The 14,726-nt window shown below is 56.3% G+C and carries 13 protein-coding genes; 7 read left to right on the top strand and 6 right to left on the bottom strand.

The features are described 5' to 3' along the window. Window positions 1-186 precede the first annotated feature (186 nt). Complete coding sequence (locus KPG71_RS17335) at window positions 187-1,323, top strand: glycosyltransferase family 4 protein (protein WP_253196347.1); 1,137 nt, start codon at window positions 187-189, stop codon at window positions 1,321-1,323. Here the strand turns inward: KPG71_RS17335 and KPG71_RS17330 are convergent. Both KPG71_RS17330 and KPG71_RS17325 read right to left on the bottom strand, forming a co-directional pair. Then, a complete protein-coding gene (locus KPG71_RS17330; protein WP_216339653.1) occupies window positions 1,320-2,240 on the bottom strand; it encodes a hypothetical protein in 921 nt (306 codons plus the stop codon). The genes KPG71_RS17335 and KPG71_RS17330 overlap by 4 nt on opposite strands. Next, a complete protein-coding gene (locus KPG71_RS17325) occupies window positions 2,230-3,291 on the bottom strand; it encodes a Gfo/Idh/MocA family protein (RefSeq protein WP_216339651.1) in 1,062 nt (353 codons plus the stop codon). The genes KPG71_RS17330 and KPG71_RS17325 overlap by 11 nt, the downstream gene beginning before the upstream one ends. A 160-nt stretch (window positions 3,292-3,451) precedes the next feature. Between KPG71_RS17325 and KPG71_RS17320 the strand changes: the two genes are divergently transcribed. The 3 genes from KPG71_RS17320 (at window position 3,452) to KPG71_RS17310 (ending at window position 7,237) form a co-directional block, all read left to right on the top strand. Further along, window positions 3,452-4,540, top strand: coding sequence for an NAD(P)-dependent oxidoreductase (locus KPG71_RS17320; protein ID WP_216339649.1), 1,089 nt, complete (start codon window positions 3,452-3,454; stop codon window positions 4,538-4,540). 78 nt (window positions 4,541-4,618) lie between these two features. Further along, a complete protein-coding gene (locus KPG71_RS17315) occupies window positions 4,619-5,794 on the top strand; it encodes a glycosyltransferase family 1 protein (RefSeq protein WP_216339647.1) in 1,176 nt (391 codons plus the stop codon). 129 nt (window positions 5,795-5,923) lie between these two features. After that, the gene (locus KPG71_RS17310) at window positions 5,924-7,237 is read left to right on the top strand and encodes a hypothetical protein (RefSeq protein WP_216339645.1); all 1,314 of its coding nucleotides are present in this window, start codon (window positions 5,924-5,926) and stop codon (window positions 7,235-7,237) included. Window positions 7,238-7,420: 183 nt separating this feature from the next. Here KPG71_RS17310 and KPG71_RS17305 read toward each other — a convergent pair whose 3' ends face one another. From KPG71_RS17305 to KPG71_RS17290, 4 genes are all read right to left on the bottom strand, one after another. After that, complete coding sequence (locus KPG71_RS17305; RefSeq protein WP_216339643.1) at window positions 7,421-7,669, bottom strand: acyl carrier protein; 249 nt, start codon at window positions 7,667-7,669, stop codon at window positions 7,421-7,423. Then, a complete protein-coding gene (locus KPG71_RS17300) occupies window positions 7,666-9,531 on the bottom strand; it encodes an HAD family hydrolase (RefSeq protein ID WP_216339641.1) in 1,866 nt (621 codons plus the stop codon). The genes KPG71_RS17305 and KPG71_RS17300 overlap by 4 nt, the downstream gene beginning before the upstream one ends. 89 nt (window positions 9,532-9,620) lie before the next feature. Next, window positions 9,621-10,730: a hypothetical protein gene (locus KPG71_RS17295; RefSeq protein WP_216339638.1), complete on the bottom strand. Its 1,110-nt coding sequence runs from the start codon at window positions 10,728-10,730 to the stop codon at window positions 9,621-9,623. Window positions 10,731-10,838: 108 nt separating this feature from the next. Beyond that, window positions 10,839-12,041: an MBOAT family O-acyltransferase gene (locus tag KPG71_RS17290; RefSeq protein ID WP_216339636.1), complete on the bottom strand. Its 1,203-nt coding sequence runs from the start codon at window positions 12,039-12,041 to the stop codon at window positions 10,839-10,841. 270 nt (window positions 12,042-12,311) lie between these two features. Between KPG71_RS17290 and KPG71_RS17285 the strand changes: the two genes are divergently transcribed. Genes KPG71_RS17285 through KPG71_RS17275 form a run of 3 tightly spaced genes read left to right on the top strand, consistent with a single transcriptional unit; the run spans window position 12,312 to window position 14,725 of the window. After that, window positions 12,312-12,713, top strand: a complete 402-nt coding sequence (locus KPG71_RS17285) for an SxtJ family membrane protein (RefSeq protein WP_216339634.1) — start codon at window positions 12,312-12,314, stop codon at window positions 12,711-12,713. Between the two features lie 12 nt (window positions 12,714-12,725). After that, entirely contained in the window at window positions 12,726-12,875 is a 150-nt protein-coding gene (locus tag KPG71_RS17280) for a DUF5989 family protein (protein WP_216339632.1), read from the top strand. A gap of 11 nt (window positions 12,876-12,886) precedes the next feature. After that, window positions 12,887-14,725 (top strand): carbamoyltransferase, encoded by a 1,839-nt coding sequence (locus KPG71_RS17275; protein WP_216339630.1) that lies wholly within the window; start codon window positions 12,887-12,889, stop codon window positions 14,723-14,725. Window position 14,726: the final 1 nt, after the last annotated feature.

Here is a 14,726-nt window from a genome sequence, read left to right as displayed (position 1 = left end):
TATGAAACACGATCCCCGCCACAATCAAAAGGCGGAACCCATGTGATCGCCCGGTTCGTATCCAGTGTTGCGTACAAGCTGCAACCGGGCCTGCATCCGCTGTGAATCCGCGAGAAACATAGGCGAACTGCATACGACTGTTATGATTGCGCGACATTATCCGGTTTTGAGCTTATCCTTTTGAACATGCAGCCCGATCCTCCTATCAAGCCGCTTCATGTGCTCGAAATGGGCACCCAGTTTGGTATGGGCGGCATCACGCGTCATATTCTCGGCCTCAGCGACTGGTTGCGCGACCATGGTCATAAGGTAACGCTGGCCGGTACTGCCGATGTATGGGCAGGACCGAAAAACCAGACAGGGTTTGTCGACCTGCCGACGCGGTATGTGGCTGGTGATGGCGGTTATATCGCCAACCGGTTGCGCTATATGATGACATCGGCCTGGCTCTTGCGGCGCTGGCTGATCAGAAATCCGGTTGATCTGATCCATTGCCATGAATCTGCACCGGCCTTGGTGGCCGATATAGCCAGAATTGGACGCGGTATACCGCTTGCGGTCACGTATCATGGGTCCGAACCTGAACGTATCTCCGCCTTCGGCAGAATCGCGGCGAAATGTGACTTGGTCATTACCCCCAGCCACCGTTCGGCCGAGGATCTGGTGAACATCGGAGGTGTCCCGCGCAACAAGCTGAAAGTAATCGGATTGGGGGTCTCGCCCCCGCCTGATGACACCGATGAAGACATCGCCCGGCTGCGCACCGAACTGCTTGGTGACGGTGAACGGATGATCGTCACGCTGGCCCGTCTGTTGAATCAGAAAGGGATCGACATTCTGATCGACTGCGTTGCCCGGATGAAGGACACGCATCCCGGATACCGGTTTGTCGTGGCCGGGGATGGCCCGGACGAGGCGATGCTGCTCAGGCTTGCGCAAGAAAGGAACCTGGGGAAGCACCTTAACTTCATCGGGAGGACCAATCAGCCAATCCGCCTTCTTCGGGCCGCGGATCTGTTCCTTTTGACATCCCGCTGGGAAGCGCTCCCTTTTACCATAGCCGAGGCATTTCAGGCCGGAACTCCAGCGGTGGCCACCGCCTGTTCCGGCGTTGTCGAGCTTATTGATGAAACTGTCGGCGCAGTGGTGCCCATCGGCGATGTCGATGCCATTTGCGCCGCCGTCGCTGATGTGCTGTCGGACGAGACACGCCGCGCGCGCCTTGCCGCCAATGCCTTGGAACGCAGCCGCGAAGATCGGTTCAACCCGGATTGGGTACACCGCCAGTTCGAAAAGACCTATTACGAATTGACAGGTCTCTAAGGACGTTTGGTAATGTACCCCCAGACCTCGCCCAGGGTCCATGCCGTTGACAACAGCATCACATAGGGCAACGCCTTGATATATCGCATCCCGCGACCCTTGCTGGCCTGCAGTTTGTAATGCCGGAACCATAGGAGTGGCGGGATCAGCGGACCTGCCAGAATCAGCGCCAAACGTTTTGGCGTGCTTTGATTGCGCACCCGGATTTCTCCGAACAAACGCCCCCAGTCAAAGCGTTCCGGCAGCAATTCCCCGAAGGTTGCCTTCGGACGCCGGTGATGCACGATCACCTCGTTTGACAGCCACAGATCCTCGCCTTGATCAATCAGGTACCAATGCACAATCGGTTCGTGATAGCGGTCTTTCCACAGGTGCCGGGTTTCATCCAAGGCCTTGCGGCTATAGGTCAGGTTGACGTCCGACACCCAGTCGGCGGGTCCGGTTTCAAAAGGCCGGCCATAGCGGCCGAAGTCGGTAACGTAGAATGCCCAGTTCAAAGCGCTCACGGGTTCCATGCATTCAATCGCGCCACCGATCACGTTCTTTCCTGTCTCGGCATAAAGCCGAACAATGGTGCGTGCCCAATCCGCCTGTGGCAGGCCGCGATCTTCGAGAATGCCAATGATGTCGCCCTTGGCCGCGGCCAGGCCGGCCGATCGGCGGCGGTCATAAAGTTCGTGCTTGCCGGCCTCTGAGGTGATCGGGCGGATCGGGGTGATCACACCCAGGTCAAGGAATGTCACGTCGGGGTAAGCGTCTGCGTATTCCGCCACATCCGAGACACTGGCATCATACGGAATGATCACATCCAGTGGCGGTGGGTTCTCAAAGCTATGCACCGCTTCCAGGAAATCGCGTACATAGGTACCGCCCTGCACAATCGTCAGAACGATGGAAAGCGTCGGATCATTGCTCATCGGATCTCATATCCCCAAGGTTTTCCAGCACAACCGGCTGACCGGTACGAGAGCTTTCCGGTACGGCAGCGGCAATTTCGACAGCCCGCAAGCCAGCATGACCGTCAGCACACCGCAGACCGGTTTCGCCGCGAGTCAGGCGAATGAAATCGGCCAGTTCCTCGGCGAATGACATGACGGCGGTCGTTTTCCATGACTTCAGCTTTTCGCGAACCATGATTTCCGGGTAGAATTTCCGAGTCTTTTTGGCCGTCCCGCCCGGCTTGTCCAAGGTGATCAGCAAGTTCTGCATCGGCGCATAGGATCCACGCACCATTCCGTGCGAACCGTAAACCTCGATCGCGCTTTTATAGCCTTTCCAGTCGATCCAACTGGCCTGGTAAATAGCGGGTGTTCCTTCTGCGTTCCGAAAGATGGCAAGAGCATTGTCTTCCGATCCGGGTACCTGCCAGACCTTGTTGTCCGTCACACCATAGACGCTCGTGATCTCGCCCAGAAGGTGGCGGGTCATATCGGTCATGTGAATGCCCACATCCCACAATGCGCCCCCACCGGAAAATTCCGACTGATATTCCCAATCATGCGTGAAATGACCCAGCCCGTCATGACCGCCATAGACACGGACATGGTCGATTTCCCCGATCTGGCCCGACGTCACAACATCCTTTACATATGCAAAGGACGGGTAGTAACGCATGTTAAAGCCCGCTCCCAGAACCCTGCCCGCTTTCTTGGCGGCCTCGACAATCCGCCTCGCCCCTTCCACCGTGGGGGCAAGGGGTTTCTCGGTCAGGACATGAAGCCCATGCCCAAACGCCTTGAGGCACAGTTTCTCTCGGACATGAGCCGGGGTCGAGATCACGACAGCATCCATATCGGTCGCAAGGAACCTGTCCAGATCAGTAAAAGCCGGCGCATCGTTTGCGACTGCAACGGCGCGGTGCATCTCAATATCCAAGACCGCTGCCAATGTCGTATCAGGGTTTTCAATAATATTTTGTACTCGCATCTGGCCAATCTTGCCGGACGCACCGATCACACCGATCCTCATCAAATTCCTCATTCACGATTATAATTGCGTGGCACTATACACGGCCTTCTATAGCAGCAAATCATCTGCAAACGGAGTAGAATGTGTCGTTACCCTGCGCTAGGCTCCTGAAACACAACGATTTGCCGCATTGGTTTAGCCTGACAAAGGGTAGGAGACCATGAAATTCACCGGGTCGGACAAATTGCGGGGACAGAGGGTGTTTGTCACCGGTGCAACGGGATTCGTCGGGGCGCGCCTGATCCCGGCATTGCTGGAAAACGGCGCGGTGGTCACGGCCCTGCTGCGCAGCCGCCACGGCGCGCGCGACCTGGAAAAAACGGGCGTCAATGTGGTGGTCGGTGCGCTTTGCAACCACGGCGCACTGGAGACGGCCTTGCGCGGACAGGACACGCTTTTCCACTTGGCCTATGACATGCGCGCGACAGCCGAAAAAAACCTGTCGGATTTCGATTCTCTCTTCACTGCCGCCCACGCCGCGGCGATTGGGAGGATCATTCATACCAGCTCGATTGTGGTCTATGATAGCTGGCCGGACAAGGATACGGACGAAACGGGCACCATGCAGCGCCCCGGCGGCAGCCCGTATCGCCAGGCCAAGATCAAAATGGAAACGAGGCTAATGGACGGAGCCGTTCCCGCGGCCATTCTCCAGCCGACTCTCGTCTATGGACCGGGCAGCGCATTTTGGACCGACCAACTGGCAGAAAAACTCTCCAAGGGGGGGCAAGTCCTGCCCGAGCCGGAGGGGCTTTGTAACGCTGTGTTCGTCGACGACCTGGTGCAGGCGATGCTGCGCGCGGCCATCCTCGAAGACTTGGGGCAGGAGCGGTTCATCGTCTCCGGGCCCGAACCGGTATCATGGTCCGCTCTGTTGAACGGCTATGCCCGGATTATCGGAAAGGGTGAGATCCGGTCCGAGCCTTACGACATGCTGTCGGAACGGCTCGGGCCGGAGCCGGTGCATGACGGTGCGCCCGACAAACCCTCGACCGCCGCCCGTATCAGTGCGCTTGGCCGGCGGTTGCTGGGACGCCGGCGTTTTGAGGCGCTGGTAAGGGCTGTCAAGCGGCGGGTCATCGCGGGGAACGAACCCAGTTATCCCGACCGGCACCTTCTCGAACTCTTTGCCGCCAGGGGCCGGTGCGCGATTACCCGTGCACAGGCCAGGCTGGGATACCAGCCGGAGTATTCGCTTGAGAAAGGGCTGGCGGCCACGGCTGACTATCTGCGAAATCGATATGGCTGACCTCTCGGTCGTCGATTTGATGTAACTGAGGCAATAACGCATGGCCCGGATGTCCGGGCCGCTATCGAGGCAAAAGCAATGCTGCATATCGGTGTTGACGCCAGTTCTTGGGAAAACGAGCGCGGCTTTGGCCGCTTCACTCGCAATCTGATCCCGGCGCTGGCGGCGCGCGATGGAGAGTTCCGTTACACGCTTCTGTTCGATCAACCGCCAACGCGGCCTGTCCCGGACGGTGTCGATATCGTGGTCGCGGGGTCGGAAAAGTCGATGTCCGAAGCCTCGTCCGGCGCGGCGGCTCGCGGTGGGGCGGATCTCTGGACCATGGCAAAAGCCGCGCGGCGGCTGGACTGCGACTTGTTCTTCTACCCGGCGGTTTATTCCTATTTCCCCCAGCTGACCCGACGGCCCTCGGTGGTGTGCTTCCATGACACCATTCCCGAACGCTTCCCTGATCTGATTTTTCCGCGGAAACTGAATTTCCGGCTGTGGCAAGCAAAGTGCTGGCTGGCCAAGAAGCAGGCAACACGGGTGATGACAATCTCCGAGGCTTCGGCCAGGGATCTGACCCGCTTCCTGGGTATCTCCCACGACCATATGGATATCATCACCGAAGGCGCCGAGCCTGTCTTCCGGCCGGTCAGCGAAGCGCCCCTTCTGCGGCATACCCGCCAGAAATACGGCCTTCCCGCGGACGCGCCCCTGCTGGTCTATCTGGGCGGGTTCAATCGGCACAAGAACGTTCTGCGCCTGATCGAGGCGATGCCTGCCATTCTCGCGCAGGTGCCAAACGCCCGGCTGGCCATTGTGGGGCGCATTACCGGCGCGCGTTTCTGGGACAATGTCGAGGATCTCAAGGCCAGCGCAGCCGCAGATGCCGCTCGTTCCGAGAGCATTGTCTTCACCGGTGAGATCGAGGATGAAGATCTGGCGCTCCTGCTCAATACAGCCGATGCGCTGGTTTTTCCGTCACTCTGGGAGGGGTTCGGCCTGCCGGCGCTCGAGGCGATGTCCTGCGGCACGCCGGTGCTTAGTTCGGACCGGGGCAGCCTGCCGGAAGTGGTGGGCGATGGCGGGCTCTATTTCGACCCCCTGTCGAGCGACGCGTTGACAGCGCAGGCGGTTCGTCTCCTGGCCGAACCCGGCCTGCACAACGAACTGGCCCGCAAAGCCCTGACACAGGCAAAGGACTTCAGTTGGGACAAGGGCGCAGAACTGGCTGAACAATCATTCCGCCGCGCAATCGCAAGAAACTGACACATACGCATTATGCGCGGCGGTTTTTGCAACATTGGCTGTCCGGGTAACATGAAATGTTGTTTGTTCAGCAAATAATGGTGTTACTTTTGACGCAAAGGACATTTGTAACTTTGAAATGGGTGGATTGTGCTCAACCGTTTGATTTCCGAGGTTCGGAGCGATGCGCCCGCTATCAAGCGTAACGTTTTTGAAACGGTACAATCCTTTTGGCGATGGACGTGCGCCATACGCGGCGACCTGTTATTGGTTGCTGTTATAGCTGTTTTTCTGGGCGGGGCGACTTTCATTCTGGCACACCAGATGCCGGAACATGCAACACATCCGACATTCGATACCGGTGCATGGTTTGAAAGCGATCTCGCGCGAGTCAAGAAAACCATGACCGCCCGTGGGCCGCATAATTACCGTACATACGTGCATCCATTGCAAACATTGCTCATGTATGTGCCGACCAAGGCTATGATCATCGCCGGGCTATCGGAAATCACCGCCGTTATGCTTTATCTCGCAACAATAGCGGGTCTTTGGGGCGGATTGTTGTATGCAACCCTGCGCGGGCTCGGCCTGCGGCGGCCCGATGCGATTGTGTTTACCGCTCTTGGCGCTTCGACAAGCGCCTCTGTCTTCTGGTTTCCGGTTCCGGAATCTTATGGTGTCGGAGCCCTCAGCTTGATGATAACTTTTGCACTGGGAGTTGCCATTTTCAGGTATAAACTCCCCGCTTTCATACATGCAGTTGCAAGCGCATCATCCCTGTCCATTGCAACAACAAACTGGATGGCGGGAATACTGCTCGCTTTCAGCGCCAACAGTTACAAGCGGGCGATCCGCATTACTCTTGATGCGCTGTTGATCGTCACGGTGCTTTTTGCCGTGCAAAAGGTAATAGATCCGAACTCCCAATTTTTTGTGCCGGGTTCACACGAATGGAGCTTTGTTCTTCATGAATCGGCTGGCGGGCCCCTCAATAAAGTAATTGTCTTTTTCCTGTATGGCGTGGCTATGCCGGCAATTCCGAACCTGGAAAATGCCGCAAGCCCGGATTGGGCAGGGTTGACGATCCAAACCGTCATGCCCTCTCAACTGGCGCCCGCGGCCATCGCCGGGCTTCTGGCCTGGATGACCCTGCTGGTTATCGGCGTAAAGTTCGCTTGTCGGACCGGGGTCAGCCGGGGATTGTTTCATGTCCTGTCGCTCTACATAGCCTTCGAGTTGTTTCTTCACCTCGTTTATGGCGATGAAACATTTCTTTTCTCGTTGAATTACGTGCCGGCAATGGTCCTTGTTGCTGGCTGTTCCGCGCTTTCGTCAAGGCGCGTTACGGTATTGGCGCTCGCGCTTATCTGTACGGGCCTTCTCGCATACAACAATCTTACGATGTATGTCTCTGCAACCGCCGAGCTTGCGACACATATAGCGAATCTTTCGGACAAGCCCTGACAAAAGCCGGTTTCCGATATGTGCCCCTGGCAAGACCATCCTCGGCGCAGATCAAATCAGCTCTACGGTGATTGCCCTTCGGACATGAGCATCCTGGCTGGCGGTTCAGTCGAACAAGATCGCTCAAGGGAACCCTTGCAAAACAGGAGCCATCCACAAATGACAGCACCTCGACTGTTGGTATCAGTCAGAGACATGCCTATCGATGGCTGCGACCAGATCGCCGACATTCTTCAGATTTGCCACTTGACCGGTGCTGAACTTCAGCCCCGAGAAGGCCCTTTCGATTGCGATAAGAAGCTGGATATTCGTAAGCGAATCCCATTCCTCTATGTCCTCCGCCGTCGTCTCGGGGGTGAGAACAATATCTTCGTTGTCAAACACCTCCTGAAACACGGCCGATACACGCTTCCATATCTCGTTCTCGGTCAAGAAAACTCCTCCTTTACCTCAATGAAGACCGGAAGCGGCTGAAAGTCAGCAGTTGCTCCGGTCCATGTCGTATTGCCTTCCCCGTCAACGTCCTCTTTTGAAAATCCAAGTTCACCGTAGAAACCGGCAACCAGACCATTTTTGACTGTCGGCTTGTACAGACCGCTTACTTTGGTAATGCCCCGGTGAGAGGCGGCTTGCATCACATAATTGGCCATCGCATGTTCTGCACCTCGCTTGAACACCCGACAACTCATCAGCCACAGGTCGATAAAGAGCGTGCCGCCTTCCACATGGCCCGCGACGACACTGATCAAGCCGTTGTCGCCGAACGTGTCGGACAGTCTCATATAGGCAGTTATCGCATCCGGACGCCCCACCAACGCGTCGACCTCAGTTTGGGTCATGCGGTGGGTTGTCAGATTGAACTGGTTCGTCTTGTTGATAAGCTGCGTGATCCGGTCGAGATTTTGCGCGTCGAAGGGCCTAATTGCCGCCTTCTGCTCCAATGACGCGAGATAACTATCATAATCCAGAACTTGCTCCGCAAGCTTTGCGCGGGAATGGTTCGCACGATACTGTTCTGATTTGCGTTGGTCTTCTTTTGTGATTTCGAGCGTCTGCAGCCAGCTGGACCGATCGAGCAGCAGGGGATAGTCTGACGGATCATCGCTCAGTTCCAGGACCTTCACATCAGGAACCGCCTGTCGAACCAGGGCTCGTTCTGCGGGGTTGTCATCGACAAAGACGATCGCATCGAGACCGATGTTCAATTCGGCTGCAATGGCTTGGATATTCGTAGGTTTCGGTTCCCAATTCGCCTTGAACGCGACAATATCGTCTCGTTTCAAAACCATGCCTTCGAGCTCTTCGAACGGGGCAAGCGCGTTCGCTTCTTCATTTTTGGAGCAGACAGCGAGGAGAATGCCGCGCTGCTTCAATTGCAACAGGTAGCTTTGAAAGGCCTGAAAAGCCTCGCCTTCTGCCCCACCCGGACCGATGCGGATGCCATCAACACCGTCATCTCCCACGACGCCGCCCCAAATCGTGTTGTCGAGATCGAGGACGATACATTTTGCCGTCTTGCCATAGAACGCAGCGATGATGCCTGCCGTATCGCGCACTAAAGGAACGATACAATCAAGTGAAACCGATTGCTTGGCGTGATGCCAGAACCGCGGATCGAACCAGGTTTTGAGACCATGCTGCGCGGAAAGGGCTTCGATATCGAGAGTGTGGACAAAACGCGGTGCCTTGTCGGCAAGAAGCTGGTTGATCCGGCGCACAAAATTCGTCCGGTCCCAAGGTAACTGACGGCTGAGATGACCGTTGGGTGAGGTGGTCGGAAGACGCAGGTTGCCGAGGATGATCTCGGCACCGGTGTTGTTGTGGAAGGCCTCGCAAAGCCCGAGCCATCGCCCGACGAAGCTATCGGCGCAGGCGGACACAGCCGCTTCATCGTCACCGGCGGCCGGCCACTCTGAAATGTCTGAAAGGTCCAGAAGGACCACGGCCACATTCGGACGGAAAGCCGCAGTGGTGCTGTCAGACTCCAGAAGGGCACTGACATGAGTGTTGAAGTCACAACGATGGATATCGGCCCGAAGCCCAAGACTGGCAAGTTCAGCACGGAGTGGCAGTTCCAGGAAATCTGTCGTTGCACCACTCAGCAGTGCGATGCGCAGCGGTTCCGTCCCGGTGTCGGATCGCGCATGTTCCAGACCGCGCCACTTGCGGCACAGGGACAAGTAATCAGCAATTCCGTCGGCGGAACGCAAGGATGACAAGATGGCATTGCGCGACTGTTCAGAATCAATTTCGCTGTCAGCGGCGCGCTCACCAGCTTGCTTATTCAAATTCATGCGTCCCACCAGACAAAATCTATTGACAACAGTATATTAGCACATTTGACATATTCGTCACGCCTTATTTGAAATGCGGTTCTAAGGTATTACTCATACAATATCGGTTTGAGCCATGTGAGGATGTGATCGGTCATCCGTCGGGACCCCATTGGCAATGTATGTTCAGCGTCATGGAACTCTTCATCCCTTGCGAAGGTCCGCATGTCTATGAAGGGCGTTTTCCCGATCACATCGCGTATAGCGCCAAGATAGTCCTCGTAGTCGAATGTGAACGATTCCCGCAAAATCGCCCGTTCCGGCATATTGATGACCGCGACGCTGATGTCGTTCTCTTCGAGAAATGCCATCAATCTGCGAAGGCGCATCGACGCCGCCATACGGTCACCCTTGGCATCCCACTGCACAACCTGCACAAACCAGGAGTCATCATTTGTCAGGCGGCTCGCAACCTGTTCGACTGGCCGGTTTGTGTGCCTGGAAAACTTGTACGGCGTCGTAGGGTATTCAAGCTTGAGGATGCGCCGGGCCCAAAATTCTTCCAGCCCCGCAGCATTTAGCAAGGTGGCAGTTGGCGGCCAACCCGCCAACGCACGCGCTGCCGTGGCACCCCAGATGCGTGCGGATGCGTTGAAGCGCACGGGTAGCTTGCCAACGAATTTCAGGCGTGCTGCCAAAGTATCGATACGGGATTTCGGCTGTATCTCAACACCGCCCGCATCAGTCTTGACTGTCCAACCGCTGTAAGTGTTGATCACCGTGGAAAATGGCCGATCCGATGGAATGTTGGCAAAATAGCGAACGCTCATTCCCAGCACGACAAAATCGGGCAGCGCCTCTTTCCCATAGGCGGCTTCGATGAGCTTGAGGGCGATTTCGGTGTCCTCGATCGTGCCGAGACTGATCCCTCCTTGATAGATGTGAAAGTCAGGCAAGGCGTCTCGGAACCGTTCGACCCGCAGATTTTCACGGACTTGCGATGGACCAGCCAGCATGACGACCGGCTTGTCCTGCACGGCGAATTGTGACGACAACAAGAAGCGATACCAGTCCTCTTCCTTAAAGGGAAAGGCGCCCAGGTCTCGCTCAGCGCGGATTGATATCCAAACGAGCATCACAAAGGTGAACACCCCCACAGCCACGAGTGAGATGATCGCTCCGGCAGAAAGGAGGAGTTTCCTAGAAGCCTGTGTAGACAAACTCCACCTCCGTCGCTGAAAAAGTGAAAAGAACGGCAATCATGACTGCCGCAGCGAGCAACTTGGCCGTCAAGCGAAGCTTGCTTTGGCGCATCAGACTAAACCACATCAGAAAATCCCGTTAAAAAGTGCCATCACGCTCGGCGTATCAAGCTGAAAGAACAGAAAGGCAAACGCCGTCGCATTGAGGGTGAGTGCAACCCCGATGGCCCTGCCCGGCCATGTGGCCCGAATCTGCCGAACACGCTTTTTGCCAAAGCGGCTCGTCAGCAGGTGATCCCAGACTCGGTAGACGACGAGCCAGATGCCATGCACGATGCCGAAGATGAGGAAGCCAACCGTCGTGCCGTGCCAGATACCTGAGACAAACATGGTTATCATTGCGGCGAACGCGCCAGCGGCCAGCGGAACCGTGGTCGCCATGCGCGAGCTCAGCGCCCACTTGTAGAGCGGGTTGAAAACGTAATCGGTCAACCACAACGTCAATGACCGATGCTGCCGAAGCCAGAAATCGGCTATGTTCTGGGCAATGTAAGGATGATTGAAATTCTCAGGTGGTCGCACGCCCATCAAACTGCCGATGCCGATGACGATGTCGCAATAGCCCGAGAAGTTCGCATAAAGATAGAAATAGAAACCGATGAGTTGCCCCCACAGCTCGGTCGCTGAGAGTGACAGAACATCCGTACTCGGCTGCAATGCAAATCGGTTGAGGAAAGTGCCCAGGACATAGACCTTTACCAGTCCCCAGAGGATGCGCAGACCGGCATCGAGATGCTTTTCGAAATTCATTGCGATGGCACGGCTCCGGTCGGCCCACTGGTCGCGGAAGTCCGGATAGCGCTGAATGGGACCCATCATGAACGTGGTGAAAGCGAGAAGATAGTTGGCGTATGTCAGTGGTTCGATCCGGTCGATCATTTTTGCCCTGGCATCAATCATCACGTGGAGAATGCGGAAAAGAAGGAAGCTGAGGCCAATGGTCGACAAAAACGACAAGCGCACGGTGTCAGGAAGGACCAACCCCAGGAACTCGTAGTCGCGCAGGTAAATGAAGGCCGCCACAAACAGGCCTATAACGAGTATCGCACCCTGATTGGAGCCAGACACGTAGGCCCTGGTCAGTAACCAGCCGAACAGACAGAAGAAGAACACCGAAGCAACACCGAAAGGACCCACAACCGCATAGATGAACCCGATATTGGCGGCCAGGAACCCGTATTCCCGCAAGCGCCCTCGTGTCGCGGCAACGAACAATGTGATGGCTGTCGCAAAAAGTAAGAAATCCAAAGACAGAAAAGAAATGAACATATTGCGCTATAAGCCCCCCCTAGCAAACCAGCATGCAATATTTTGATCTGACGGAACAGAATATCTGCGCTCCTGCAAAGCAACATGTTCACACGTTTCATTAAATTTTGCGACATTTTTTGTGATTCTGGGCGCCCGGCTACAGTCAATTGATGACGCGGTTCGAATTTTCACCGGCCTTACACAGGGGGCGCATCGGCAACGAGGCTTCCCCAGCAAGCACATGTATGCTATTTGAAAACGATAGCGTATGGGAGGTGTGCCGACGTGTTGGAAGTCCAGTCGCATCACTCGGTAGAGCCTGGCTCGAATCGCGGATTGGGGATTGTCTTTTCTGTCGTATTCGCGATTGTCGGGCTTTATCCACTTGTTCACGGTGGTGATATTCGCATTTGGGCGCTTGTTATTGCGGCGTTGTTTCTGATTGTTGCGCTCGTCGCTCCCGGACTCCTGACAGTGCCAAACCGGCTCTGGACAAAGTTTGGGTTGCTCCTCGGGGCGATTGTCGCGCCGATCGTGATGATGCTGGTGTTTTTCGTGGCGGTTACGCCGATCGGACTTTTCATGCGTGCAACGGGCCGCGACCTGCTAAGGCAAAAGCGTGACCCGGACGCGGAAACCTATTGGATTAAGCGTGAAGGGGAATTGAGCCCAATGCGCAATCAGTTTTAGGGTATTCACATTATGTCATTCTTATCTGAGCTTTGGGACTTCATGCGGGTGCGCCGTAAGTTCTGGCTGGCCCCGATCCTTATCCTCCTTGCTCTGTTCGGCGCGCTTATCGTGCTGTCGCAGGGCTCTGCTGTGGCGCCGTTCATCTACACGCTGTTTTAGGGTCGCAATAGATGACCGCCATTCTGGGTATTTCCGCATACTACCATGACAGCGCGGCTGCGCTGATAGTGGATGGCCGCATCATCGCAGCCGCGCAGGAAGAACGCTTTACCCGGAAGAAGCACGATCCGGGATATCCCCGCCATGCCGTCGACTACGTTCTGTCGGAAGCCAAGCTGTCTCTCGGCGAGGTCGATCACGTTGCCTTCTACGACAAGCCGTTTTTGAAATTCGAACGCTTGCTTGAGACATATGTCGGTACCGCGCCAAGGGGGCTCGGGCAGTTCCGCCGCGCCATGCCGATCTGGCTGCGCGAGAAGTTGTTCCTGAAAGACATGCTTGCGAAGGAACTGCGAAAACACGACGCGGGCTTTGAAAACGGCAAACTGCTATTTGCCGAACATCACGAAAGCCATGCGGCCAGTGCGTTCTTCCCTTCGCCATTCGAAGAAGCCGTGATCCTGACACTGGATGGGGTTGGCGAATGGGCGACCACGACCGTGGCGGTCGGGCGTGGAAACGAGATTCAGATGGAGCGGGAGATTCATTTCCCCCACTCCCTGGGGCTCCTGTACTCCGCCTTTACCTATTACACCGGGTTCAAGGTCAACAGCGGCGAATACAAACTGATGGGGCTTGCGCCCTATGGCGAACCGCGCTTCCTGAACGTAATCCTTGATAATCTGGTCGATGTGAAACCTGACGGTAGCTTCAGATTGGATCTGAGGTATTTCAACTATCTGACCGGCCTCACCATGACCAACCAGGCGTTCCATGACTTGTTCGGTGAGCCGCCACGTAATCCCGAAACCGGGCCTCTCACGCAATTCCATATGGATGTTGCGGCGTCCATTCAGTTGGCGACGGAACAGATTGTCCTGAGCATCACGCGCGCGCTTGCGAAGGAATACGGGCTGTCGTCCCTTTGTATGGCGGGCGGGGTCGCTCTGAACTGCGTCGCCAACGGCAGGGTTCTCAGGGACGGAGCTTTCAGTAATCTGTGGATTCAGCCCGCAGCCGGTGATGCCGGTGGCGCGGTGGGCGCGGCGTTGGCGGCGTGGAGCCGGGAATGTGGTGGCAAGCGCTACGTGAATGGCCACACCGATACGATGCAGGGCGCTTATCTTGGCCCCGCGTTCGGACAGGAAGAGATCGAACGGCACCTCACGAATGCGGGTGCGATCTTTGAAACGCTGGATCAGGAAACGATGATTGGCACAACGGCGGACGCACTTGCCGACGGGCTGGCCGTCGGATGGATGCAGGGGCGTATGGAGTTCGGTCCACGCGCCTTGGGCGGCCGGTCGATCCTCGGCGATCCGCGATCCGAAGCGATGCAGAAAACACTGAACCTCAAAGTGAAATACCGCGAAAGCTTCAGGCCCTTCGCGCCCTCCGTGCTACGCGAGAAGGTCGCCGACTGGTTTGAGCTGGACGAGGTCAGCCCGTACATGCTGCTTGTCGCCGATGTGGCCAAAGACAAAAGACGGGACATGACGGAGACGGAAAAAGCGCTTTTTGGCATCGAGAAGCTCAACGTCAAACGATCCGAAATCCCGGCTGTCACTCATGTCGACTATTCCGCGCGAGTTCAGACAGTCCATGCCGATACCAACCCGCTCTACCACCGGCTGATCAGCGCATTCCACGAGCGAACAGGATGCCCGGTCGTGGTCAACACCTCGTTCAATGTCCGCGGCGAGCCCATCGTCTGCACTCCCGAGGACGCCTTCCGCTGTTTTATGGGAACGGAACTCGACCTTCTCGTCATTGGCAACTCGGTCCTGTGGAAGGACAAGCAGGATCAGTCCAAGGCCGAAGACTACACGACCAAGTACGAACTCGACTGAC

It is taken from the genome of Roseovarius sp. PS-C2, assembly GCF_018862045.1.
GTDB lineage: Bacteria > Pseudomonadota > Alphaproteobacteria > Rhodobacterales > Rhodobacteraceae > Roseovarius.
This window is presented reverse-complemented; position numbering and strand designations above follow the sequence as displayed.

Excerpts from the sequence above, each read along its gene's own strand:
- KPG71_RS17325 (WP_216339651.1), bottom strand. The coding sequence starts at position 3,291 with ATGAGGATCGGTGTGATCGGTGCGTCCGGCAAGATTGGCCAGATGCGA.
- KPG71_RS17320 (WP_216339649.1), top strand. The coding sequence starts at position 3,452 with ATGAAATTCACCGGGTCGGACAAATTGCGGGGACAGAGGGTGTTTGTC.
- KPG71_RS17290 (WP_216339636.1), bottom strand. The coding sequence starts at position 12,041 with ATGTTCATTTCTTTTCTGTCTTTGGATTTCTTACTTTTTGCGACAGCC.
- KPG71_RS17275 (WP_216339630.1), top strand. The coding sequence starts at position 12,887 with ATGACCGCCATTCTGGGTATTTCCGCATACTACCATGACAGCGCGGCT.
- KPG71_RS17330 (WP_216339653.1), bottom strand. The coding sequence starts at position 2,240 with ATGAGCAATGATCCGACGCTTTCCATCGTTCTGACGATTGTGCAGGGC.
- KPG71_RS17315 (WP_216339647.1), top strand. The coding sequence starts at position 4,619 with ATGCTGCATATCGGTGTTGACGCCAGTTCTTGGGAAAACGAGCGCGGC.
- KPG71_RS17280 (WP_216339632.1), top strand. The coding sequence starts at position 12,726 with ATGTCATTCTTATCTGAGCTTTGGGACTTCATGCGGGTGCGCCGTAAG.
- KPG71_RS17335 (WP_253196347.1), top strand. The coding sequence starts at position 187 with ATGCAGCCCGATCCTCCTATCAAGCCGCTTCATGTGCTCGAAATGGGC.
- KPG71_RS17300 (WP_216339641.1), bottom strand. The coding sequence starts at position 9,531 with ATGAATTTGAATAAGCAAGCTGGTGAGCGCGCCGCTGACAGCGAAATT.